Annotated in this window: 19 protein-coding genes; 14 read left to right on the plus strand and 5 right to left on the minus strand. The window is 61.2% G+C overall.

All coding sequences use genetic code 11. The features are described 5' to 3' along the window. From DSM107133_RS18545 to tagF, 10 genes are read left to right on the plus strand one after another with little or no spacing between them, the layout of a single operon-like run. Positions 1-489 carry a type VI secretion system tube protein Hcp gene (locus DSM107133_RS18545; protein ID WP_114294701.1) on the plus strand — a complete coding sequence of 163 codons (489 nt, stop codon included), beginning with the start codon at positions 1-3 and terminating at the stop codon, positions 487-489. Between the two features lie 21 nt (positions 490-510). Then, complete coding sequence (gene tssE / locus DSM107133_RS18550) at positions 511-1,233, plus strand: type VI secretion system baseplate subunit TssE (RefSeq protein ID WP_240310617.1); 723 nt, start codon at positions 511-513, stop codon at positions 1,231-1,233. Further along, entirely contained in the window at positions 1,233-3,110 is a 1,878-nt protein-coding gene (tssF, locus tag DSM107133_RS18555) for a type VI secretion system baseplate subunit TssF (protein ID WP_114294702.1), read from the plus strand. The genes tssE and tssF overlap by 1 nt, the downstream gene beginning before the upstream one ends. Further along, the gene (gene tssG, locus DSM107133_RS18560; RefSeq protein ID WP_114294703.1) at positions 3,074-4,129 is read left to right on the plus strand and encodes a type VI secretion system baseplate subunit TssG; all 1,056 of its coding nucleotides are present in this window, start codon (positions 3,074-3,076) and stop codon (positions 4,127-4,129) included. Before tssF ends, tssG begins: the two co-directional genes overlap by 37 nt. Continuing rightward, positions 4,126-5,637: a type VI secretion system-associated FHA domain protein TagH gene (gene tagH, locus DSM107133_RS18565; protein WP_114294704.1), complete on the plus strand. Its 1,512-nt coding sequence runs from the start codon at positions 4,126-4,128 to the stop codon at positions 5,635-5,637. Before tssG ends, tagH begins: the two co-directional genes overlap by 4 nt. Position 5,638: 1 nt before the next feature. Continuing rightward, complete coding sequence (gene tssJ, locus DSM107133_RS18570) at positions 5,639-6,100, plus strand: type VI secretion system lipoprotein TssJ (RefSeq protein WP_114294705.1); 462 nt, start codon at positions 5,639-5,641, stop codon at positions 6,098-6,100. A gap of 32 nt (positions 6,101-6,132) precedes the next feature. Then, positions 6,133-7,467: a type VI secretion system baseplate subunit TssK gene (gene tssK, locus DSM107133_RS18575; RefSeq protein ID WP_114294706.1), complete on the plus strand. Its 1,335-nt coding sequence runs from the start codon at positions 6,133-6,135 to the stop codon at positions 7,465-7,467. A gap of 4 nt (positions 7,468-7,471) precedes the next feature. Beyond that, positions 7,472-8,809 carry a type IVB secretion system protein IcmH/DotU gene (gene icmH, locus DSM107133_RS18580; RefSeq protein WP_114294707.1) on the plus strand — a complete coding sequence of 446 codons (1,338 nt, stop codon included), beginning with the start codon at positions 7,472-7,474 and terminating at the stop codon, positions 8,807-8,809. A 3-nt stretch (positions 8,810-8,812) separates the two neighbouring features. Then, positions 8,813-12,352: a type VI secretion system membrane subunit TssM gene (tssM, locus tag DSM107133_RS18585; RefSeq protein WP_114294708.1), complete on the plus strand. Its 3,540-nt coding sequence runs from the start codon at positions 8,813-8,815 to the stop codon at positions 12,350-12,352. Positions 12,353-12,358: 6 nt separating this feature from the next. Further along, a complete protein-coding gene (gene tagF / locus DSM107133_RS18590; RefSeq protein ID WP_114294709.1) occupies positions 12,359-12,847 on the plus strand; it encodes a type VI secretion system-associated protein TagF in 489 nt (162 codons plus the stop codon). Here tagF and tssI read toward each other — a convergent pair. The 4 genes from tssI to DSM107133_RS18610 all read right to left on the minus strand — a co-directional run bounded on the left by tssI (position 12,834) and on the right by DSM107133_RS18610 (position 19,334). Next, positions 12,834-15,176 (minus strand): type VI secretion system tip protein TssI/VgrG, encoded by a 2,343-nt coding sequence (tssI, locus tag DSM107133_RS18595; RefSeq protein ID WP_240310618.1) that lies wholly within the window; start codon positions 15,174-15,176, stop codon positions 12,834-12,836. The two genes, tagF and tssI, sit on opposite strands and share 14 nt — an antisense overlap. Before the next feature lie 92 nt (positions 15,177-15,268). Continuing rightward, positions 15,269-17,707, minus strand: a complete 2,439-nt coding sequence (locus DSM107133_RS18600) for an ImcF-related family protein (RefSeq protein ID WP_114294710.1) — start codon at positions 17,705-17,707, stop codon at positions 15,269-15,271. Positions 17,708-17,710: 3 nt separating this feature from the next. After that, on the minus strand, positions 17,711-18,577 hold the full coding sequence (locus DSM107133_RS18605) for a M15 family metallopeptidase (protein WP_114294711.1): 867 nt from the start codon (positions 18,575-18,577) through the stop codon (positions 17,711-17,713). Position 18,578: 1 nt separating this feature from the next. After that, complete coding sequence (locus DSM107133_RS18610; protein ID WP_114294712.1) at positions 18,579-19,334, minus strand: protein phosphatase 2C domain-containing protein; 756 nt, start codon at positions 19,332-19,334, stop codon at positions 18,579-18,581. 120 nt (positions 19,335-19,454) lie between these two features. On the opposite strand from DSM107133_RS18610, the gene DSM107133_RS18615 reads away from it, so the two are divergent. Then, the gene (locus tag DSM107133_RS18615; protein WP_243253604.1) at positions 19,455-20,135 is read left to right on the plus strand and encodes an OmpA family protein; all 681 of its coding nucleotides are present in this window, start codon (positions 19,455-19,457) and stop codon (positions 20,133-20,135) included. A 139-nt stretch (positions 20,136-20,274) separates the two neighbouring features. Next, complete coding sequence (locus DSM107133_RS18620; protein WP_114294804.1) at positions 20,275-20,691, plus strand: VOC family protein; 417 nt, start codon at positions 20,275-20,277, stop codon at positions 20,689-20,691. Positions 20,692-20,751: 60 nt separating this feature from the next. Here DSM107133_RS18620 and DSM107133_RS18625 read toward each other — a convergent pair whose 3' ends face one another. Further along, positions 20,752-21,597, minus strand: coding sequence for a LysR family transcriptional regulator (locus tag DSM107133_RS18625; RefSeq protein WP_114294713.1), 846 nt, complete (start codon positions 21,595-21,597; stop codon positions 20,752-20,754). A 105-nt stretch (positions 21,598-21,702) separates the two neighbouring features. Here DSM107133_RS18625 and DSM107133_RS18630 point away from each other — a divergent pair, with 105 nt between their 5' ends. Beyond that, positions 21,703-22,884: an MFS transporter gene (locus DSM107133_RS18630; protein WP_114294714.1), complete on the plus strand. Its 1,182-nt coding sequence runs from the start codon at positions 21,703-21,705 to the stop codon at positions 22,882-22,884. Then, positions 22,881-24,104, plus strand: a complete 1,224-nt coding sequence (locus DSM107133_RS18635) for an SGNH/GDSL hydrolase family protein (protein WP_114294715.1) — start codon at positions 22,881-22,883, stop codon at positions 24,102-24,104. The genes DSM107133_RS18630 and DSM107133_RS18635 overlap by 4 nt, the downstream gene beginning before the upstream one ends. Positions 24,105-24,525: the final 421 nt, after the last annotated feature.

Raw genomic sequence — 24,525 nt, forward strand, 5'->3', positions numbered from 1 at the left:
ATGCCATTAACAGCATACCTCAAAATCGGTGACATCGCCGGTGAATCACAACGTGCCGAGCACGAAGAAGAAATTGATATCCACGACATCATGTGGAATATCGAACAGGGATCGGCGGCACAGGTCGGCAAGGGCCGCTCGCGGGCGCGGGCACAGGTTTCCGCGATCATGCTCAAGAAATTTGTGGATGCGTCCTCTGTGTATCTCGCGCTGGCCTGTATGCAGGGTAAATCCTTTCCCGATATGGTCCTGTCGGTGCGCAAGGACAGCGGTGAAGCGCACCTGGACTACCTGATCATCACGATGGAGAACGTGACAATCTCCAAATACGAGATGCTCGGAGTTGGCGCAGAAGAAGACGGCCAGATGGTCGAAGAGGCCCTGGGCCTTGTGTTCGAGAACGTGACTTACAAGTACACAGTGCAGGAAGACGATCACTCTGCCGGTGGCGAACACGAGATCACCTACGACATCGCGGCAGGCGTTTAGGGCCGACCGGGCCGGACCCCCGTGGCAGAGCGTGATGAAGCACCTCAAGTGGCCCGGCAAGAGGCCGTTCAGCCCTCCCTTTGGGACAGGCTGGTGGACGACTTGCCGGGCATAGATGCCGAGCGTGATGCCCTGATCCGTGATCTGACAAAAACGCTCGGCGATGCAAATCGTGTGGCCGACCTTATCGCCGGCGGCACGCGCGCGATTGCACAGCTTGGCGACGTGGATGAAGAGACAAGCGCGCTGGCGCACCGGCTGGTTCGCCTGTCGGTGCAAAAACGTCGACTTGAAGAGGGCGGTATCATCGTCACCTCGGACGTGCTGCGCGAGGCCGTGCGGCGCGACATCGAGATGCTTTTTAACATCGAAAGGCTGGAGGCTCAGTTCTTGCTCACCGACCGTGAATCCCTTGACCATGAAAGCCCGGCCAGCCAATTGGCGGACTTCCCCGAGATCCGTCGCAGTGTGCTGAACTATGGCGTGCCGTCCTTTTCCGGGCGCTCTGGAACGGATTTTGACAAGGACGATCTGGCGCGTGACATCAAGGCCGTTCTGAACACGTTCGAGCCACGCCTGAAAAAGGAGTCCGTGCGCGTGCGTGTTCACACCAGTGACAAGATAGGACTGCGCATTGATATTGACGGTGTGTTGCTACTCAGCCCTGTGCCCGAGCGGTTGCGTTTGTCCACCAGCATTGATCTGGACAGTGGCCGCGCCATGACCTCGCTGGATGATCGCTGATGGATCAGGCTTTTCTGGAATATTATGAAGAAGAGCTTGGTCACATCCGCACCATGGCCGAGGAATTTGCAGCGTTGCATCCAAACGTCGCGCGCAATCTCGCGCTCGATTCCATTCCCTGCCCTGACCCCTATGTCGAAAGGCTGCTGGAAGGCGTGGCGTTTCTGGCGGCCCGTACCCGGCTGAAGGTGGACGGTGAAAGCAGCCGCTATGTCAGGACACTGATTGACACCCTGTACCCCGATCTGGGCGGGCCTGCGCCGGCCATGACGATGGCGTCCCTGACACCCGGACCCCAGGTGCAGCGTATGCTGGACGGCCATCTGATGAAGCGCGGCACGCGGATGATGTCGGGATTGCGCGAAGGTCAACAGACGCGCTGCACCTATACCAATGCGCAGGCCGTGCATTTGTGGCCGCTTGTGATCTCGTCGGTGGAATATCTTCAGGACAAGGGCGCGCTGTCGCAGGCAGGTGTCGCCTCGGGTGCCGCGCGCGAGGCGCAGGCGGGTATCCGAATGACCATCTCGCGGGATGGCGCGGGACGTCTGAACGAGCTGTCTCTGGACGGGCTGGATCTGTACTTTGGTGCGGGGACGCTGGGCGGTGACATCTTTGACGCCGTTTTTGGGTTTGGCGCGGGCGCGCTTGCCAGACCTGCGCAAAAATCGACGCCCTTCAAACCGATTGGCACGCCGTCGATGGTAGGTGTTGAAGAAGCCGATGCATTGTTGCCGCGGGTGCGCAGTTCCTTCGAGGGCTATCGTCTGCTGCGTGAATATTTTCTGATGCCGGCGCGGTTCTATTACATGCGGCTGTCGGGTCTTTCGCCGATCGTGCGGGCCTGTGGACAGGGTGCGCTTGAAATCATCGTGCTGCTGCGCGAGGCAAGAAGTGCACTGTCCAGTATCGACGTTAAGGATTTCAGTCTGTTCACCACGCCTGTGGTCAATCTGTTCGAACACGAGTGTAATCTGGTGGAACTGCGCCGCACCCGTGCCCAGCATATTGTCCAGGCCGACCGCACAAGGCCGCGCGACTATGAAATCTACCGTCTGCTGCGGGTCGAGGACGCCGAGGTCAACGGGCCGCAAGCACGCGTCACACCGCTGTTCTCGGTCGAGGCAGAAGCCGACAGCGGCTATGTCTATTCGGCCGACCGAAGACCGCGCAGGCCCGACACCCAGGAAGTGCGACAGGGTCAAACCCGCTCAAGCTACATCGGTGACGATTTCTATATCTCTGTGGGCAAACCCGCACATGCGCGGGCCAGCAAACCGATCCGGCGGCTGGACGTGCGCGCGCTGTGCACCAACCGCGATCTGCCGATCCTTGACGACATGCCCCGGCTGACACTGGATTCCGGTGATCCGGTTCAGGGTGTCACGCTTCTTTCCCCTATGCGCAGGCCGCGTGCGTCGCTGCGGGCCAGTTTGCCATCCGGTGCCTCGGACGAGCGCAAGATCGACGATCTGACATGGCGCTGGATTTCACAGCTCAGCCTCAATCACATTTCACTGGCCGAGGACGAAAAGGGGGCGGAACCCCTGCGCGCGCTGATCAAGCTGTATGCGGATCGCGGTGATCCGGCGCTGCGGCGTCATGGCACGGCGTTAACCGCAGTCCGTTCGCGACCCTTGATCGAGCGATTGGAAATCGCAGGGCCCCTGTGTTTTGGCCACGGGACCGAGATCACGCTGGACATCAACGATACGCTTCTAAGTGGCGGCAGCAGCCTGCTGTTGTCCGCGATCCTTGCGCAGCTTTTTGCGCGCCACACGGCGATCAATTCATTCGTGCGCACCAGGACCCGCCTAACCCATCAACAGACGGAGGTGACATGGCCGATGACGACTGGCACACGCGCGCTGATCTGAACCCAGAGGATGCGGCGCGCATGGATTTCTTCGAGCTGCTGCGCCAGCTTGAAACCAAAGACCTGCGTTTTGGCCGCGCTGCGCGTGAACCTGCACGTTTGGGCCAAAGTGCGCGCCTGTCCTTTGCCGCCAGCGATGTGGCCGGCATGGTTCCCGGTGAACAGGGGCAAAAACCGCAGATCAATGTGAATGTGCTCGGGCTTGTCGGCCCGGAAGGGCCGATGCCGCTGCATATGACGCGCTGGATCATGGCGCGCCTGTCCAACCGCTGGTTTGCAGGTGACGACAGCGGGGCGACGGCGGATACATCCTTTCTGGATTTCATCAATCTGCTACAACACCGCATGATTGCGCTCTATTGGCGTGCCTGGGCCGATGCCCGTCCCGAGATCAACATCGCCCACGGCGACGGGGGCCGCGTCACCGCCACGATGCGCGCGCTTGCCGGACAGGGTCTGCCCGGCACAACCACCGGCGATATCCGGCTGGACGGGGCCAAGCTGCGCCATGCCACATCGCTGGTGATGGAAGCCCGCAGCCCCGAAAGACTGACGGCATTTCTGGAAACCGTGCTGGGCGTGCCTGTGACCCTGGCCGAATTTTCCGCACATTGGATGGACATCCCCGCGCATCTGCAAACCCGGCTTGGCCGGCAACACGCAGGGCTAGGCACAGGTGCCGTTGCGGGTTCGCGGGTGATTGACCGTCAAAGCCATGCGGAATTGCGGTTGGGGCCGCTGTCCCTTGCCCAGTTCCGCGCCTTTCTTGAGGACGCCGATGCCTGGGGACGCCTGCGCCACGCGGTCGTTTTTGCAGCAGGCAAAGACATCAATTTCTCCTTGCGCCTGTTGCTCGCCAAGGGCGAGGTTCCTGCGGCGAAACTGGGGAGTTGCCAACTGGGGCGCACGACCTGGTTGGCGCCTGCCGAGGATGCAACGTCGGATGACCTGTGTTTTACAAACATCACCGAACCCTCCTCTGACCCGCTGTCCACTACACATGAAAGGGCCGCCGCATGAGCCTGCGTTTCGTGATCGAATCCGCACCTTCACCGCAGGCTCAGACGGAATGGGTCTTTAGCGGCGGACAGCTTAGTATTGGACGCAGCACGGATGTCGACTGGCAAATTGATGACCCCAAGATGTTCATCTCGCGCAAGCATTGCGTGATCCATGAAGAGGGCGGGCAGATCGTGGTGACCGATACCTCCTCGGGCGGGCTTTATATTGATAATGCCGCAAATGCGGTCGGATTGGGCAATTCGGTGCCCATGACACCGGGGATGCGCTTGCACATGGGGGATTTTACACTCCGCGTTGAAAATGCGACGGCGCCGACATCCGAGCCTGCGCCCCCGCAATCACCGTCCGAACGCAGCGGGTTTTTTCCGCCTCGCGAAAAGGCGGCCGAGCCGCCCGGGCCTGCGCCAGCGCGCCCTGCGGATTTGCCCGACCCGTTTGGTCTGCGCAGCGATGATATTCAGCCGTCACGCCAGAGAGAAGTTGAACGGCCACCAAGACCGCTGGATCAGACTGATCCATTCGGGCTCGACCTGCGCAAACCGGTTGTGGAAAAACCGGCCACAGCGCAGCACAGCGACAAGCCATCGGGCGGGTATTTTGAACCAAGATCCCCTGCGCCAGAGTCGGCATCGCGCCCCCCACCACGGCCACCGGAAACCAAACCCGACATCTTTGGTGACTGGCGGCAGCCGCTCACCCCTGCGGCCCCGCCAGCCGAGCCGGAAAACAACGTGCCGGAGAACAACGTGCCGGAGAACACGGAGCCGGAGACTGACAGGGCGCCGCCTTCGGTTGCGCCGCGCGAGGTTGCCCAGGTGCCCGACGATGTGCCCACACCTGCGCCGACGTCCAGAGTGAACCCCGAACCTGCCGAGGCGCCCACCGACCCCGCGCCACAACAACCGGCTGCGCCGGTGTCACAGGCCGATGCGGATCTGCGGGACGCTCTTTTGCGGGGAATGGGTCTGGACCCGGCACAGATGAAAACGGACGATCCCGCCGCCGAGATGGCGCATGTGGGACGCGCAATGCGCGATCTTGTCGAAGGTGTCATGCTGCTGCTGCGCACGCGCGCGCAGGAAAAACAGAAGGTGCGTGTGGCCCAGACCATCATCGCCAGCGCCGACGTCAACCCGCTCAAGTTTCTTGCCACGCCCGAAGATGCTCTCAGCGCCCTGATCCGCCCGCGCGGCAAGGGCTATATGGCGCCCGAGGCGGCGGTACAGGGTGCATTCCGGGATCTGGCGGACCATCAGGTGCGCACCTGGAGCGCGCTTCAGGTCGCGTTGCGGCGCATGGTGGACAAGTTCGACCCTGCAGAAATCGCCAAAGAGATGGAAGATGTCGGCCTGCTGGAAAGCCTTGTCGCCGGCGGGCGCAGCGCAAAGCTCTGGCAGATTTACGAAGACAGATACCGCGATATAGCCCAAACTGCGGAGAAGCAGTTTCTTGGCGATGTCGGGGTTGATTTCAGAGACGCATACGAAAACCAAAGGAGCGATTGAAATGACACAGTTTGCGAGACGAACTTTTCTGATCACATCGGCATTGGGCGGTGCTGCCCTTCTGGCGGGGTGTGGCGATCCGGCACCTGCGGTTCTGGCCGTCACCGCGCAGGGCACGGCGGGCATGAACCCCGGCCCCTCGGGAGGCGACAGGCCGGTCACACTGACTATCGTCCAACTGGCCAGCTCCGGTGCCTTTGACAGCGCCGATTATTTCGCCCTGCAAGATCCTGCCAGCGCCCTTGGGGCCGATCTGATCCGAACAGACCAGATCGTTCTGGCGCCCGGCGGCACGGCGAACACAAGCATTACAATCGAGTCCAGAACCGCGGTGATCGGCGTGATTGGCGGATTCCGCTCGCCCGATGGGCGCACGGTACGCTCTAAAATCGCGGCACCTTCTGCAAATTCCGGGCTGATCATCAATGTCGGCGCGGGTGGGCTGTCGCTTGCAAAGGCCTGAGGCCTTGAATTGGGCCGATACAAAGGAAGACTATGACAGATAGAAACAAGGTTGTCTGGTCAGAAGGACTGTTCCTGCGCACGCAGCACCTTCAGCAGCAGGACCGTCATACAAATTGGCTTTTGCGCCAAACGCTGGCCGCTTCCCCGCATGCGGGCTTTGGGTTTGTGAACCTGACCCTTGATCCCGTGGCGTTGGAAACGGGCCAGATTGCAATTGAAAAGGCTGCGGGTTTTATGCCCGATGGCACGTTTCTATCGGTCCCTGACGGCGCGGTCGAGGTGGCGCCGGTCACGGTGCAGGCCAAGACCGAAGCGGGGTTGGTTTATCTGGCAATTCCATCGGAAGGGGCCGGATCAGCCGAGATCGACCCGGCCCACGCAGAGCCTTCGGGGACGCGGTATCGCGGCAAGGTGATCGAGGTGCGCGATGCCATCCGGGGTGGGGCGGATGCCAGTCAGATCGAGGTTGCGCGACTGGCGCCCAAAATCCTGCTGCCGGGCGATGAGACAGCTGGCTATGTCACCCTGCCAATCGCGCGCGTCGAGGGGCTGACGGCTGAGAATGCTGTGGCATTGGACGCCGATTTTCTGCCTCCGGCCCTCAAACTGGACGCCGTGCCCTGGTATGGCCAGTTGCTAAAAGAGCTGGTCAACGGAATGGACCGCATTGCGGATGCACATGGTGCAATGGTTCTGGGCGGCACGGGTGCGTCGATGGAGAACCTGCTGATCCTTGAGCTGGCAAATTCCGCCCGCCCCAAGCTTGCCCATCTTGCCGCGCAAAACAACGTACATCCTGCGACACTCTATCAGGAACTGGCAGGCATTGCCGGGCGCATGGCGACCTATGGCGCCTCTGCACGTCGGCTGGGTGATTTGCCTGAATATATGCACGCCGACCCGCAACTGAGCTTTCAGGCGCTGGCTGACACGCTGCGCTCGCTGGTGCTGTCGCTGCGCCATGTCGAGCCGAAATCGCATGTGCTTCAGGTCTCGCGCCATGCCGATAACATCTGGACGGTGCGCATCGACAACCCCGAAATCATCGCCAAATACCGCATCGTTCTGCGGGTTGGGGGCGATATGTCTGAAGCCTTGCTGCGCAAATACTTTGTCGATCAGGCGACCGTGGGTGCGGGAGATCAGTTTGACACGCTTTGGAAATCGCGGCTCACCGGCATCCCGCTGAAACCACTTAACAGCCAGCCGCGCGAAATCCCCTATGACGGGGACCGGCTGTGTCTGGAGCTTGACAGACAGTCAGAACATTGGGCCGCCCTTCAGGACGCGGCGGGCTTTGTCGTCGGTGTGGCGGGTGAGTTCGAGCGTGAGCCCGAGATTGACTGTTACGCGGTTAGCAGGTGATGGCATGAGCGCGGATGATCCATTTGGCCTTGAAAACGACGCCGGACGCACCCGCATCAGGCCGGTTCGCAGAAACGCCGGTACTGCCGCGCCCCCTCAGGCTCCGGCTTCCAGCGCCCCTGTGCGGACGAGCCGTGCAAGCGACAATCCCCTGCTCAATGCTTTTGCGGCGCTGATCGGCCTTGCACCGGAACTGGAGCGTGCGACCGCACCGGAAAACCCCGATATCCTGCGCACGCGTCTGCATGATACGCTGACCCAATCGCGTGATGCCGCTGTCTCGGCCGGGGTGCCCCTGTCGCGGGCGGATCAGGGGGCATGGTTCGTGGCCGCCTTGCTGGATGACATTGCGCTTAATACGCCGTGGGGTGGTAATTCGGGATGGCCGCGTATGCCGCTCTTGGTTGCCATGTACGGCAATGTCGACGCCGGAGAGCGGTTCTATGATCTGGCCGAGGATCTGATCCGTTTTCCCGAGCGTGATCCCGAACTGCTGGAACTGGTCTTTTTGTGCCTCTCGCTGGGCTTTCGCGGCAAATACCGGCGCGATGGCGGGCAGGGCGAGGCCGCGATTGCCCGTCTGCGCGGTCAGATGAGCCGCCTGTTGCGCGACCGTGATGCGGCCAAGGCGCCCTTGGCCCCCCATTGGAAAGGGGTCGAAGCCGCCGATGAAAAGAAACGCTTCATTGTCCCGCTTTGGTCCATCGCGCTGTTGGCACTGGCCCTGGTCACCGTCATTTATGTGGGGCTGGGCATCAAGCTGTCCAATCGCGGAGAGCAGCTTTATACACTTGCAGGCGTCCTGCCGCCGCCCGTCCGCGCCGAAATCTACCGACCCGTGATTGAAACCGCAGAGACGCCGTTGCTGACAGCCGAACCCTTTGTCTTTGAACTGTTGCCATTGTTTGCCGCCGCAGTACCCGAAGGCAAGGGTGCGGCGTTGACCGGACGGGAAGATGTCTCGATAGCCGTGATCGTGGTTCAGTCCACAACACCCGAAGTTTTCCGTTCCGCAAAAGCAGACCTGAACCCGGAATACACCGCCTTGATTGAAAGCATCGCGGGCGTGATTGTCGAAAACGCCGAATTCATCGGCTCGGTGCGGGTTGTGGGGCATACGGACAGCATTCAGGTCCGCACATCAAACCCGTTCCGCTCAAATCAGGGATTGAGCGAAGCGCGCGCCGCGACCATCGTGGAAATCCTTGTTGCGGCCGGTGTGCCTGCGGAATTGGTCACATCCGAAGGCAAGGCCGCGACGGACCCCATTGCCGACAACGGCACGCGCGAGGGCCGGGCGCGCAACCGCAGGGTGGAAATCATCGTGCAAAAGAAAGTCTGATCCATGGGTGTGTTGAAGAAAATCCTGGGCTTCCTGTTCTCGCGGATTTTGTGGACGCTGATCGGCATTGCGGTCCTGTGTACGTTGATCTGGTTCTATGGACCTCTGATCAGCGTCGGCAACTCCGCCCCGCTTGCGGGTGATCTGACGCGTATCGTGGTGATCGGTGTTATCATCATCTTGTGGCTGGTCTCGATGCTGTTGCGCCAGATGCGGGCGGCGCGGGCCAACCGCGCCTTTGTGGCCGAATTGGCCGCACCCGTCCCGGATGATGTCAGCCGTCCTGGCGACGAAAACCTTGCCGAGGTTCAGGCCAAGTTCCAGGGGATCATGGAGCAAATGAAACGCTCCAAGATCGGGGGCCGCAAGTTCCTGCGCGATATGCCGTGGTATGTGATCATCGGTCCGCCGGGCACGGGCAAGACGACTGCGCTGCGCCAGTCCGGTCTGCATTTCCCGATTGATCTGTCCGATGATCTGAAAGGCATCGGCGGGACTCGCAACTGTGACTGGTTCTTTACCGAAGATGCCGTTTTGATTGATACCGCAGGCCGCTATGTCCAGCAACAAAGCGACCCGGATGTGGATTCTGCCGAATGGAAGGGCTTTATTGACCTGCTGGTCAAACATCGCGGCAGACGGGCGCTGAATGGTGTCATCCTGACGCTGTCGGTGCAGGAACTGGCGGGCGACGATGCGGCGATCCGTGAGCACGGGCGCGAAATCCGCAAGCGTCTGGCGGAACTGCGCGAGGAGACGGGGCTGAAACTGCCGGTCTACCTGATGATCACCAAAACCGATCTGGTGCCCGGATTTGAAAGCTTTTTCGGTGACCTGAACGCCGAGGAGCGCGAGCAGGTCTGGGGGGCGACTCTTGGCACGGCTGATCGTGTCGATGTTGTGACCGTCGAGCGCGAGATGCGCGTTCTGCAAGAGGCGCTTGAAGAACGCCTGCCTGCCCGTATTGCCGAGGATCTGTCGCTGGAAGCGCGCGCCGAGGTGTTCCGCTTTCCCAGCCAGCTGGATCAATTCACCAGACCGCTCAAGGTGCTGATCGAGGCGGTGTTCGGTGAGAGCCGTTATGAAGACAGCCCGTGGATGCGCGGGGTCTACTTCACCTCTGCCACACAGGAAGGTTCTCCGATTGACCGGATGGTCGCGGGAATTTCCAGCGCGTTGGGCCTGACGGCCCCGATGCCCCAGCGCCGCGCGCACGGCAACACACGCAGCTTCTTCTTGCGCGGGATGCTGACCGATCTGATCTTTCCCGAAGCCGGATTGGGCCAGTTCGATCCACGGGCAGAGGAACGGCGGCGCTGGATCTGGCGTGGCACGCTGGCCGGCGCAACGCTTGTCACGGCTGTCCTTGCGACGGTCTTCCTGTTTTCTTTCCTGCGCTACAACGGCGCATTGGGCGAGCAGGAACGCCAGTTGACCAATCTGTCTGCACGCCTTGCCAATGTGGCAGCGCGGCAGGCACCGACGGACCCGCTTGATCTGAACCTTGCGCTGGATGCCGCGAACGAGACCGTCAACGCCCGCGCGCTGGTGGCGGCAAGTCCGCTGACGCTTCTTGGACCCTCTGCCGAGCCGGAACTGGCGCAGATCCAGACGATTGCCTACGATCAGACCCTGCGCAACATTCTGGAGCCGCGCATGGTCGCACTGCTTGAGGCGACGATGTGGCGTCATTCGCGCGACCCTGAATTCCTGTTGGGAGCGCTCAAGTCGTATCAGATGCTGACCGGCCAGGCACCCTATGATGCGGCGTTCCTGGGTCAGTGGTGGCAGGTTGTGTTGCCCGAGTTTGCGCCGATTGATCCCTTTCCCACCGAGGAATCGCTGGATCACCAGCTGGCTGCACTCAGCCGGATCGCCGGAGAGGAAGACAAGATTGCAGCCGACCCGGCGCTTGTTTCCGTCGCACTGGAAAGCATTTGTGCCATCCCGCTGGCCATCCGCGCCTATCGCACGCTGCGCTCGGACCCGGCTGTTGCGGGTCTTGATGAATGGATACCCGCGGAAAAAACCGGCCCCAACGGCGCGCGCGTCCTGACACGTCTATCCGAAAAAACACTGCGCGTGGGCCTGCCGGGTGCCTTTACCTATGACGGGTTCCATCAGGTGATCTTGCCGCTTGTGCCCGAGGTTGCAGCCCAGGCCACGCTGGACAGGGCGGTATTTGCAGGGGGCTGTGCCGAAAGCTCTGATGCCTCAGCAGAGACGCTGGAGGCGGATATTCTGAAACTTTACTACGACGATTACATCAGTCAGTGGGACGGGTTCCTGCGCGATGTGCGGCTGACGCCGATCGGGGATCTCGTCCAGGCACGGCAGAATCTCAAGGATCTGGCTTCGGCTGATTCCGCGCTGAAAAGATTGCTGGAGTCGGTGGTCTACGAGACCCATCTGGCCCGCGTGATCGAAGAAGGTGAGGGCAGTGGCGCAGCCGAAAAAGGCGCGCTCAAGGCCGCCTCTAAGCTGGGAAAGCTGGGCAAACTGTTCAAAACAGGTGCCAAAATTGCCCGTACCAGCGCGAAAGACGGGCCGCCCCCGGTGCCGCCGGGTCAAACGGTCTCGGATCATTTCGCGCCCATTCGTGCGACTGTGGAAGAGGTCGACGGGCAACCGCCAACTCTTAATGACGCGGTCGCCGCATTGGTCGCGCTGTCCAACGAATTGCAAACCGTCGCGGCCAGCCCCGATCCGCAGTCCGCCCTTCTGGCGCGCGGCGGCTTGCCGCAACTGACCGGGGCCATTGCCAACGAGGCCGCGATCCTGCCCGATCCCATCGATGCATGGATTGCGGGCATTGCTGGCGATACCATCAGTGTGACGCGCGAGGCTGTGATTGCACAGCTGAACGCCCGCTGGCGCGCCGATGTTCTGCCGTTTTGCAGTTCTGCCACCGCGGGGCGCTATCCGTTCGATCAATCCAGTTCCATCGACGTCAACACATTCGATTTTGCGCGGCTCTTTGGCGGGGGCGGGCTGATCGACCGCTTTATCGCGGATCATTTGCAGCCCTACATTGACAATTCCGTGCGGCCCTGGAAGTGGCGCTCGGATTTCGGGCTTGATGCCGACTTGCTGATCCCATTCGAGAATGCCCGCGCGATGCGCGATGCCTTGTTTCCGGGTGGGGCAGGGCCGGTCATTGCCTTCTCGCTGGAACCGACCGACCTGTCGGCCAACGCAAGCCGCGTCACGCTGAATGTGGACGGGCAGCAGCTGGCCTATTTCAACGCGGCGGCGCGGCCGGCCTCGATGACATGGCCCGGACCCGACGGCACCAATATGATCACGCTCAGCTTCGCGCCCGTCAACGGGACGTCCGAGCTGGTAACGTCGCAGACCGGCAGCTGGGCCATTTTGCGGCTGATACGCTCGGGCCGCCTTTCGGCCACGGCACTGCCCGAAGCGTTTGATCTGCGGCTTTCAGCTGGTGGCTATTCGGCCAACTTCAATCTGCGCGCAAACTCGGTCGAGAACCCTTTTGATCTGAAGATGTTTTCGGGTTTTACCTGTCCGCGCGGGTTCTGAAACCAGATGGGCACCGGATTTTTTGGCAAACTGCCCGCCGCTGGGGATTTCGTGGCCCGCAACCTGCCAAGCGGCCTGCGCCCCGTGCTGGACAAGTGGCTGACAGCGCAGATCGTGCCGCTGACCAGCCGCGCGCAGGGCTGGCCACAGGGCGGTTTGCGTTGTGTGATCACATTGAACGATGCGACCTGGGTGCTTCTGATCGAACCCAGTGCGGACAGCGTCGGGCGGTGCTATCCGCTGGTGGCTTGTGCTGCGTCAAATGGCACCGATCTGCAAGGTGCAGACCGTTGGGCGGATACGGTTGGCCCCCTCTTGCTGCGTGGCAGCGAAGGGGCGCTGGATGCCGAGACACTTGCACAGGATCTGGTCCGGATCGAGGGGCCGGCAAACGCATCTTCATCGCTCATCGCGCCGCTGATCTGGTGGCAAGGCGTGCCGCCGGATAGGCCCGCGCAACTTCTGCCCAGGCTCAGTCAGCTTAGTTCTGGTTGATCTTGCTGCCTTTCAGGGTCATGTCCCCACTGGCTTTGGCGACGATCTTGCCCTTGCCGGTGATGGAAATGTCCTTGCCTTCCAGCACGATGGTTCCGTCCTTTTTCATCTGAATACTTGCTTTGCCACAGGTGAATGTGATGCTGTCGGCCGCCGTGACCTGCAGGTTCTTGCCGACATCCACAGTCTTGTCCTCACCAACGGATGTGCTCATATTCTTGCCCACATTCGTAGTGCTGTCCTCGGCCACTGCAAACGTGTGGTTGGCCCCCACGTTAACGGATTGATCTGCCCCGATGGTGACAGATTGGCCCGCCCCGATACTCCACGAATCCGAAATGGCGATCTCGTGGCTTTGCGAGGCACCCACGGTCATCTGTCGAACGGCCCCGACGCTGTTGATCTGTGCCGCTCCGACGGTGCGTGTCTCTGCCGCGCCGACGGTGTCCACGCGCGCCACACTCACGGTGATCGTCTGGTTGGCGCCTACAGATTGTGTGTGATTTGCGCCGATTGTTTCAGTCGAGTTTGCACCAATACCAATGGTTTCGTTTGCGCCCACGGTCAAGGAGCGGTCAACGCCGACGGTTTCCGTGTCATTGTTACCAATGCTGACGGTCCGGTTCACCCCGACGTCAGTCGTCTTGTTGTTGCCGACCGTTTCATCGCGGTTGACGCCGATGTCTTGTGTGGCGTTGTTCACAACTTCTTCGGCAAAATCGTTTCCGATGTGGCGGGTTTCGTTGTTCTTGACCAGTTCATTGTGGTCTTTCTCGGCCTGGAAATACACCTCTTCAGACCCTTTCAGATCTTCGAAACGCAACTCGTTCCAACCACCGCCGCCCAATGAGGATTCCGATTTCCATCCCGACTGCGTGGCATTTCCGGGCAATTCATAGGGCGGCATCTGCTCGGCATTGTAGACGCGTCCGGTGATGATCGGGCGATCGGGATCGCCGTCAAGGAAATCAACAATCACCTCCTGGCCGATGCGCGGAATCTGGATGAACCCAAAGCCTGCCCCCGCCCATGCCGAGCTGACCCTGATCCAGCAAGTCGAGGTTTCGTCACCGGCGCCCAAACGGTCCCAAAAGAAGTGCACCTTCACGCGCGAATATTGATCGGTATAGATTTCTTCGCCCGCCGGTCCAACAACACGGGCGGTCTGGGGCCCGCGCATCACCGGTTTTGGTGTTCTGCGGGCCGGTCTGAACGCGCTGTCTTCGGGGACAAGTTCCAGCGTGGTCAGCACGCCTTCTTCCCTGTCAAAATCCGTGCCGGCCGAATACTGCCCGTCCAGCACATCATAGGCCACGGAAACAACAAGATATTCGCGGTTCTCCTCATCGCGCGGATGATCTTCCAGCGTCAGCAGATGGCCCGACCAAAAGCCCGCCGCAGTGCTGCGCGCGACCATTTGCCGGCGACGCGCGCGGTCTTCGTCGATGCGCACGACGGCCACACCGCTGCCGGCACCGGCATCCATGAAATGCCCCGGATAGCTGTAGCGCTCACGCGTGTCGCCGGTGTGAGCTTCGGGCTGAATGCTCTTGGACAGAAGATCGGCTGACGGGGCCTCGAAGTTGTAGTCCGTCAGCGTATGTGTCGCTGTGGCAATCGTGTCGTGGCGGCGAAACCGCGTTACAACACCAACGCCATCGGTTGTTGCGATGTCGTTGGGTTCAAAGCGGATCGTGCCATCGACGCTGCCGGGCTTGCACGCCTTGACATCATCGGTGATGACCAAAGTGTGCTTGTCCTCCTCGAACTCGAAGAAATAGAACGCGCCTTCGTGCTCCAGCAGCCGCTGCACGAAATCAAGGTCAGTCTCGCCGTATTGGACACAGTATTCGCGCACGTCCAGTGCGGTGCCCTGAACATCGAACCGGTAGTCGCTGACGCCATGTTCATCCAGAATTTTGCTGACGATATCCTTGACGGACATGTCCTGAAATATCCGGTTGTCAGTCGATTTTGACAAAAGCCAAAGGGCAGGGCGCAGGGTCAGCCGATAGTCGAACATGTCCGAGTCGTCATTGCCCTCAAAGCGGAACTGATCGACCATCCCATGAAAAAAGCGTGGCGCGCCCTCATCCAGTAAATGTGTTGGCAGTGCCACGGTAATCATCTCGCCCAGCAGGTCTTCGGCCTTAATGTTGGGATCGAAACTTTGTGCGAGAACGTCAAATTCAAAGCAGGCGCTGACATGATCCCTCCCCTTCAATTGCGCAAACAAAAGCGCTTCTACGACCTCGCCATTGCGCAGGGTTTCAGGTGGTAGGGGGGTCACCATATGGGCAATGCGCGGTGTTCTGGTCTTTGGTGCCATTCTAAGCTCCTTCAGGCAGAGCGGATTCCAAAATCTCTTTAAATATGGGCCTTAGTATACTGTGTTTTTGCCGCATTGGGTGGAAAAATCCGTCACAATGCCGGGGGACAGTCCAGCCCCTGCATTGCGCTGCGCACCGATGCGGGGTTCAAAGCGGTTTCAAAACGCATCTCCAGAAACACGCGGCCTGACTCGCTGCGCAAATCCAACAGCATCCGCTGGCCCGCGTCGCGCTGGCGTACACGCACGCCGTCCATCAGGCGCAACAAACCCCACGGGCCACCGTGAATGATGCGCGCGCTGTCGGATGCTTCGCGAAAGCTGACCTCGACGCCCAGGTCAGGCTGCGGTCCGGGCCAGCTGAGCTGGGCAGGCGCACCCGTCGCCCTGACGGCCTGCGCCGCGCCACCGATGGCAACCATCGTCTGTCCGCGCTCGGCCAGTGCCGCAAGTGTCAGATCGAACGCAAGCTGCCCGTCCGCGCCATACAGCCCCTGGCCCACCTGCATGGCGCGCTCAAGAAAGGCAGCACTTTCCGGTGTGACACCGGCAAACCGTGCCTCGGGCTTCCACCGCCAGGGGCTCTCTGATGTGTCCAGAAACGGGGCAGCGCTTTGGAGTACAAAAAGGCTGAGCGCACCTTGGGGACCGAAGAGTGCCGCCATATCCGCAAATGCGGCGTCCGGTCCTTCAGAGAACGGATAGTGGTTCGAGACCGTTTCACGGCAGATCGGGAACACCTGCTGCTGCCAGCCACGTGTCAGCGGGTTGGATGTCTGGCCCTGGTCCGGGATCGCGGATTGCGCCAGAACATCCTCGGCAATCTGAACGACGATGCGCGGTGCGCTTTTCAGTGCCGCAATCGAGCGCGCGCGGTCCTGAATGGTCATCAACCGCCGCGTCCCGCGCCCCGCATCAATGTCTATTGCCCCCAGTGCGACGTTCAGCTGTGAAAACAACTGTGAAATTTCGCCCATGCGGCCTTGTTCGACATACTGGATCATGGCACCGAATTCGCGCGCCAGCATCAACTGCTGGGTATGGCTGCGCGCGCGGTCTGTGCCGCCGACCTGCACCCAGACCGCGCGCAGAACATCGGTCAACGGGTTTTCGCGCTGCGCCAGCGCGCCAGAGACGACAATCGCCGTTTCCCGTTGGGCAAAGGGGCGCACACGCAGATCGGCAAGCCAGTCTTTCCAGACGGCCAGCGTTTGTGCGTGCAGCCGGTCCATCAGCAGATCGGGCGTGTTGTTTTCCGCCGCCAATGGCTTGCCGGTGATTTGCGTGCCCAGATCGCGCGCGCGCTGCACCGCGCCGCCCACGCCGAAATCGCGCGCAACCGTCCAGCCCTGCGCGGTGAAAATGCCCGGAATGCCTGTCGCGATATCCGCGCCGGACCGGCGCAAGAGGACCGTTTCCAAATTGTTCACTTGCGCGGTCGGGAGCCATGCGGGCAAGGCGCGCATACGCTCCGAGCGTAAGAGTTCGAGCCATGCGCGCGCGGGTTCGGGCACCTCGGCGGCAAAGCTGCGCGCCTGATCCATAACCGTGGCATCGTTGATTGTGATCTGCATAGATGGCCCGTTCAGCATCGCTGCATGGACCTCCAATCCGGCAATGTCGGCCAGGTCCCCGTTGTCCTCCAGCCAGCCGCTCAGGTAATCCACGCTCCACGCCTGCTCACCGGTCAGAACCGACCACGCCCGCAGGGCATCATAAAGCGTCAGCCCATCGCCCTGGGTGCCCAGAACCTCTTCGATCCCGTCGGCGATGGCCTTGGGCACATGCTGTTCGATGGCGTCGCGGTATCGCGCGCGGGCGTAGGTCTCTCCGTCACCAACGGGCAGCCGCACCACACGTTTCAAAGGCGCGCGCGCCGCAGCAGCGGCCACACGTTCCACGGCTGCGTGCATGTCATCAAGCCGCCGCACCAGCGCCGCGCCCTCTTGCGCGCGATCCAGCCCGATGTTGACCGCCTCGGCGTCAAAAGCCGCGATCAGGCGCGCGTGGAAACGGTATTCCAACCAGCCCGCATAGCCCGCCAGCCCCAGCATCAGCAGCACCAGATACCCCGCGATGCGCAGGCCCCAATTGCCACTTTCGATGCGTCGATGCGCATGGCGACCGGCCTCTGCGCGATTCAGAATATCGGTCAGGAACCGCTCAAGATCGGCAAAACCCTCGCCTTGCTTCGCCGCCGTTTCACGAAACTCGCGGATGCGCGCGACGGGAACGTCATGGCCCTCGAACAGCTGCCGCTGTGTCAGAAGCGACCAGGTGCCAAGCGACAGCCCCTGCACCCTGCGGGCGTTCACATCCAGTAGCATTGCAAGCGCATAGCGCGCAGGCTTTACCGCCGCCGCGGGGACGCCAGCGCGGGTGATATCGCGTTCGAACTGTTTCAGAGCGGCATCAGCGGTGTCTACCAGCCCTGCAACGCCGCCCCGCGCAAGCCGTTCCATATCTCCGGCCAGCTCGAAAACCGGGCCTGCTGCACTGTCGAAAGGAGAAGGACTGGTCGGGCGGGCCATCGACTATAGCAGGCCTTCGGCTTGCCATTTTCGCAATGTCTCCACGCCGACCTCAAAATGCATCGAATCCTCGCGGTTGTACGTCGCCCCCCAGTACCACCCTTCTTCGTTGAAAAGCTCTGCCAGCAGCAGCAATCCGAATTGGGTCCCGCCATCCGCAAATCCGTCCAGACGCCCTTGCAATTTCACGTCAATCGCCGTGCCCCAGGAATGGTTCGACCAACTGGAGCTGGAACCCCGGATCAGCCGTGCGCACAGCGCGCCTGCTGTCCCCAGGGCATCATGGATGTCGGGTTCGCTTTCGCGCAGCTTGGCAACGATACGTTCAAGGCTTTCAAGCGCCGGTTTCAGCATGGTCACCCGGATCGGACCCACCTGCCGCGTCTCAAGCAGGGATTTCAGGTGCGGTTGCGTAACGCCGCTGCAATTGACCGTCTTGGTGCTGCGCGGCGCACCGAGCAGTTCCAGCATGACCTGGTTGCGCGGCTGCGTAATCCCTTTGTTGAATCGGGTCTTGGCGAGCTTCATAACCTCTGTCATCGCCTCGGTGCCGCCATCGCCTTCTTCATGTTCCTCTTCCAGAACAGGCGAGGTCAGGATCAGAGACTCAGCCGCAGGGGGGGCCGCGCGTGCGCCCAGTGCGACCTCTTCGGCCAGTTTCTTGAGCTGCGCCTGCGTATCGCGCAGTTCCGAGCGCAAGCTTTCCAGTTCCGTGCGCTGCTGAGCGCTTTCCGCCTCGGCCCGCTCCAGACGCAACTCTGTCGACCCATCGGCGGTTTGCAACAGCGTGCCGACAACCGCCACGGAAATGCCCGCCAGAACCAACCCGATGGCCACGATTGTCGGTCCTATCAGCGTACCTTCGCGCATATCACGCGCCCTCTAGTGCAAAGACACAAACGACCGAGACATTGTCAGGCGCGCCCGCTTCCAGGCTGGCAACCACCAATGCCTCGCAAGTTGCTTCTGGCGCATCCGACCCCGCCATGTAACCAGCAATCTCTTGATCGCTTAAACACCCCGTCAGACCATCGCTGCACAGCAACAGGCGGTCTCCTGCAACCAAAGGCACGATTGTCGTGTCAATTTCAACGTCCTGCTGAACGCCGACCGCGCGGGTGACGATATGGCGTTCGGGGTGCCGTTCCCGATCCCCATCACCCAGCAATCCCTGATCGACCATGTCCTGAACGACCGTGTGATCGCGCGTGAGCAAACGCAGAGATCGCCCGCGCAACATATAGGCCCGGCAGTCCCCGACCCAGAGAATTGTTGCCATCGAGTTCTGCAAAAGCATGGCGACCGCCGTCGATCCCATTTGCCCCGATCCCTGTGACCGGCGCAGAATTTCGCTGTTGGCGGCATGGAGTTGCGCGCGCAAGTCTTGTGCGGCGAGCGTATCATCCATCACTTTCGAAAGCCGTTCGATCACCACATCCGAGGCAACATCGCCGTGCCCATATCCGCCCATCCCATCTGCAACCGCCCAAAGCACACCGGACGGATCGGTCAGGACTGAATCCTCGTTGCGCTCGCGCACCAAACCACGATGGGTAAGCCCCGCGCCCACGAACCTTGGGGCGGCAGCAGGGAAAATCTGCGGAACACGGGTGATGGGGGCCGACACGGGGTCAGGTCCCCCGTTCAGTCAACATCTGGTTCGCTTCGGCGGGCGGGTCTGGGAAATTGCATTTACATAATCTCAAAAAACTGCTGCTTTCGAACGACTTTGATGATACCTTATGAAGTGATCACGACAAAATCATTTTTGCGATGGGTTTCAATCATGCGATTTTTCATGCCTGCCACTCTTGCCTTCATCGGCTGTCTGAGCTTGCCGGCAAGCGCCCAGGAAAACCTGAGCGTTGAAGAGCTTGCAAATCTCTTCCAAAAACAAAAGGCTGCCTTCAACGAGGCCAGCAACAACGGACTTGGCAAATCCCGCGGGCTGAAACTGGTCACCGTTTCCGATGCGGCCACACCACAGCCCGCCGCTGACACCACAGTCGTTTCAACGGCAACCGGAAGCACGCCAAGCGATCCCAACATGCCGCTGGAAGCAACTCCGGTTGTCTTCGGGCAGCTCGATCCCGAACTTCAGGTCAATTTGCGGATTTCCTTTGAATTCGATTCCGCAGCTTTGGCAGAGTCCGAAAAGACCAAGCTTGAAAAGATATGTCAGGTCCTGCAGCAAAGCGACATCGAGCTGATGCGGATCGTCGGCCACACCGACACATCAGGCACGGCTGAATACAACGAACGCCTGTCCACGCTGCGCGCGCAGGAAGTTGCCCGACATCTGACGGATTCCTGCGGGATCGCCGCCGAGCGGCTGGAAACCATCGGCATGGGCGAACGCTTTCCTGCCAACACGGCCGATACGCGTGCTGATGAAAATCGTCGGGTCGAGTTTCAGGCTCTAAGCTGAGAACTGTTTGCGCGCGGCATCGTCAGGTCATCGGCCCTTCGGGCAGTAAAATCCTTTGCTCTGTTTCTCGGTCCGCCTTCTGTGCGCAGACCAGACGCTGCGGGTTCCTGCCCTGAACGCAATCATGCAGGTGACGATCATGCCCGAGTTTACAGCCATTCTGGAAACCGCCCTATATGTCGACGACATGGATCGCGCGACCGCTTTTTACGAAGACATCCTGCAACTGGTCCCCCTGATGAAGGCCCAGCGTTTATGTGCCTACAACGTGAACGACGCGAATGTATTGCTGCTGTTTGTGCGGGGCGGCACATTGGCACCGGTGGATACCGGAAACGGCATCATTCCACCCCACAACGGTATCGGTCCATTGCACATGGCCTTTTCCTGTACGCATGACATGCTTGGCGAATGGAGAGAGCATCTTGAATCACAGGGTGTCGAAATCGAAAGTGAAACCCGCTGGAAACGCGGGGGGACCAGCATGTATTTCCGCGACCCTGACGGCAACCTTCTGGAGATCGCGGCAACTCCCGGACTGTGGCCCGGCTTCTGAGACCGGCCCGTCGTCCGGTCAGACGATCTGGCAAATGCGGCAGGTGTTTTCGAACCTTGCTCATAACGCGGCCAAATCCAGCGCCTGTCTGTCCACCCGGCCATTGCACGCCAGATAGGTCACAACGCCTGAAAGACGCGCGGGCAGGGTGTCTGCCTTGCCAAGATAGACGATATGGAACTCTTCGCGGGCCACGGGGCTGTCGGGCACGATTTCCAGGGCGCCCTTTGCAAGCGCGTCATTTACCAGAAAACGCCCGACGCGGGCGGTGCCGTTGCCGTGCAGCGCCAGCGCTGCCAGCGTGTTGCCATCCGTTGCCCGCACGCGGGGCGCAGGTTCCTGCCAGATCGGATCGCGGCGGGCATAGGCAAACCCAAGGTTGCCCGTCATCCCGTCGGGCGCGCGCACGGTGACGATTTCGGATACGCCCAAAGACCGCGCCCGAAGTGTTGAATTCGGCAACGGCCCGGCCCTGACCGCCAGGTCAACAGGCTGTCCTCCCAAATCGACAATGCCGTCGCCAATCAGCAATTCGATCTCAAGCTCGGGGTGCTGGCGCAGCAGCCCCGGCAGAATGGGCGCGAGAATGTGATTGGCATAGGCCGAACTGGTCGCAATCCGCACAACGCCTGCCACCGCCCCGCAGCCTACCTCGCGCTCGGCCTGATCGAGCGCTGCAAAGATGGCGCGGGCCGAGCGGGCAAAGGCGATGCCCTCATCGGTGAAGTGAATCTTGCGTGTCGTCCGGCGCATCAGCGTGACACCCAGACGTTGTTCCAGCCGCGTCATCATCTTTGACACGCCTGACGGTGTCATTTGTCGGGTCAGCGCCGCCGCAGAAAAGCTGCCGTCGTCAACGACAGCAAGAAAGACATCCATTTCCTGTAGGCGGTTGGTTTCGCGCATCGGCCTGCTTTGTGAATTGAATTCACAAGTATTGTTATCCGCAGGCCGATTATTTCACAATCGGGAAACGGCCATAGTCGCGGACATCAACAAGGAGATGCCCGGATGGCCAGTCTGTCAGACCACATAGTTTCACCGCCGCGCACCCGCGTGGCCCCGCTTGTCGCCCTTGGCGTTGGTGCCTTTGGCATCGGGTTGACCGAATTTGTTATCATGGGGCTGTTGCCGCAGGTCGCGCAGGATCTGGGTGTCAGCCTGCCCCAGGCGGGGCTGCTTATCACCGGCTATGCGCTTGGCGTCACCTTTGGTGGCCCGATTTTGGCGATTGCCGCCAGCCGCCTGCCGCAGCGCACCGTTCTGGTGCTGCTGATGGCGATCTTTACCGCCGGAAATCTTATGTGCGCGGTCTCGCCCGGTTTCGGGCTGGTACTGGCGGCGCGGGTGACAACCGGCTTTGCCCACGGCACCTTTTTCGGCACCGGATCGGTCGTGGCGCAGGCCATTGTTCCGCCGCATCGCAAAGCCTCGGCCATCGCCTTAGTGTTTACCGGGTTAACGCTGGCCACGGTGCTGGGCTTGCCGTTTGGCACATGGCTGGGGCAGATTTTCGGCTGGCGCGCGACCTTTTGGGCGGTTGCGGGGATTGGCGCGCTGGCCTTTGTCGCCATTGCCTGTTTCGTGCCGCACACCGCTGCCGGCGCGCCGCTGAAATTGCGCCAGCTGGCGCTGTTTGTCCGGCCGGCGCCGCTGCGGGCGCTGGCGATGACAGCCTTTGGATATGCGGGCGTTTTCATGGTGTTCACCTATATCACGCCGCTGCTGACCGGTGTTGCGGGCGTGCCCGAGGGGCGTGTAGCGCTGTATCTGCTGCTGTTTGGCCTTGGCATTGTCGGTGGCAATCTGCTGGGCGGCCGGCTGGCCGATCGTTGGCCCGGCCCCGCTGTGCCGATCGTGCTTGCAGGGCTGGCCGCCGGGCTGCTGGGCTTGCGCCTTGGGCTTGCGGTGCCTGTGCTGGCGGCGCCCGCGATGTTGCTGTTGGGGATGTTGGCCTTTGCCACGCTTGCCCCGCTTCAGGCCCGCATGATGGGCCAGACGCCCCAAGGGGCGGAAACGCTGGGATCAACGCTGAACATTTCGGCCTTCAATCTGGGCAATGCCATTGGCGCGTGGCTGGGCGGGCTGGTGCTGTCTGCCGGGCTTGGCCTGACCAGTCTTGCCCCGCTTGCCGCACTTTTGCCGCTGGCCGCATTGGCCCTGGCATTATTTCCCCGAAAGGAAGCGACATGAAACAGACCATTTTCACCACGGCCACTTTGGTGGCCATGACCATCGCCGCACCGGTGCTGGCCGAAAGCTGGACACCGGCCTGGGCCGCCAGCCCACAGCCGGTTTGGCAAGACACCACCCTGTTCGACACCGGTTTGCCCGCGCAGATCGGTGGCGTAACAATCCGGCAGCCGCTGACGCTGGGCTTTGTCGCGGACCACCTGCGGCTGGTGCTGTCGAACGTTCACGGCACGCAACCGTTGCCGATCACGGCGGTGACGCTGGCCCGCAGTGCAGGGGATGCGGGTGTCGAAGGCACCCAAACGGTTCTGTTCGGAGGGCGCACTGATACGGTGATTGCGCCGGGTGCGCAGGTGGTCTCTGACCCCGTCGCCTTTGCTGCCGCGTCGGGTGAGCGTATCGCCGCAACGCTGACCTATGGGGCAGGGGCCATCGCCGAAGATTTTCACTGGGATGCACGCGAAACCAGCTATCTGGTCGATGCCGACAGCCCGCGCCCCGACATCTTGCAAGAGATCCCGGCCCGCCTGACCCTGAGCATGGTTCTGTCAGACAGCCCCGCGCGGATGGTGGTGATTGCCATAGGCGACTCGATCACCGACGGCAACGGCGCGCCGATGGATGCGATGGCGCGCTGGCCCGATTTCCTTGCCGGTGCGCTGGCGACACAGGGGATTGCTGTGGTCAATGCCGGTATCTCTGGCGGCCGTCTGCTGAGCGATGGCATGGGCCGCAGCGTGCTGGCCCGCCTGTCCCGGGATGCGCTGGCCGTGCCGGGGGCGGATGCGCTGGTTTTGCTGATCGGCACCAATGACATCGCCTGGCCGGGCACGCCGTTTGCGCCGGATGAGGCAGCGATGACGTTGGAGCGTCTTCAGGCGGGGCTGATGCAGGTGGCAGCCCTGACCCATGCGCAGGGTATGCGCCTGATTGTCGGCACGGTGCCACCTTTCGCAGGCGCGCTGCCCGATACGCCGTTGGAAGCAACCTATTGGAGCGCAGGGAAAGACAGGCTGCGCCGCGCGCTGAACGACTGGCTGCGCGGCGCGGATTTTTACGACGGGCTGGTCGACTTTGACCGGGTGCTGAGCGCACCTGATGACGATATTCGGCTGAATCCGGTGCATGACAGCGGTGACCACCTGCACCCCGGTGCCCATGGAAACCGCGCCATGGCGGGTGCCGTCGCGCAGACCCTTTTGAAAGAATGGCAAGATTGACCCAGTCGGCTGCTGGAATATGTTTGCCCTGTCGTGTGAGGTCGGTGATTGCTCCGACATATGACAGGTGGTCACGCAACGGCCGTCACCCATGGTCATCATGGGGCGGCTCGCGCATCGTCCGTGTGGATCGCAACCTCCGGTGTCGGGCCTCTAAATGTATCAATGATGTTTGAACCGGGTTAGCGTCGAAAAATCCCTGCTGTGGGGATTATGGAGGCTACGATATGTTGCGATCCCTGCTGTAGGCCGTCCTGCTCTTCTTGCCTCAGACCCTCTTTGCCGGAGAGACAATATCGGTGACGAATTTCTATGTCGTGAACTATGAAGAAAATTCAGGCCGAACCGGATGTTTTCTGGAAAGAAAGCAATTCCGGAACTTTTACCATTAACGCGGGGCCAATCGAGCCCGGTTTTGTTC

Source organism: Pseudosulfitobacter sp. DSM 107133 (genome assembly GCF_022788695.1).
Classification (GTDB): domain Bacteria; phylum Pseudomonadota; class Alphaproteobacteria; order Rhodobacterales; family Rhodobacteraceae; genus Pseudosulfitobacter.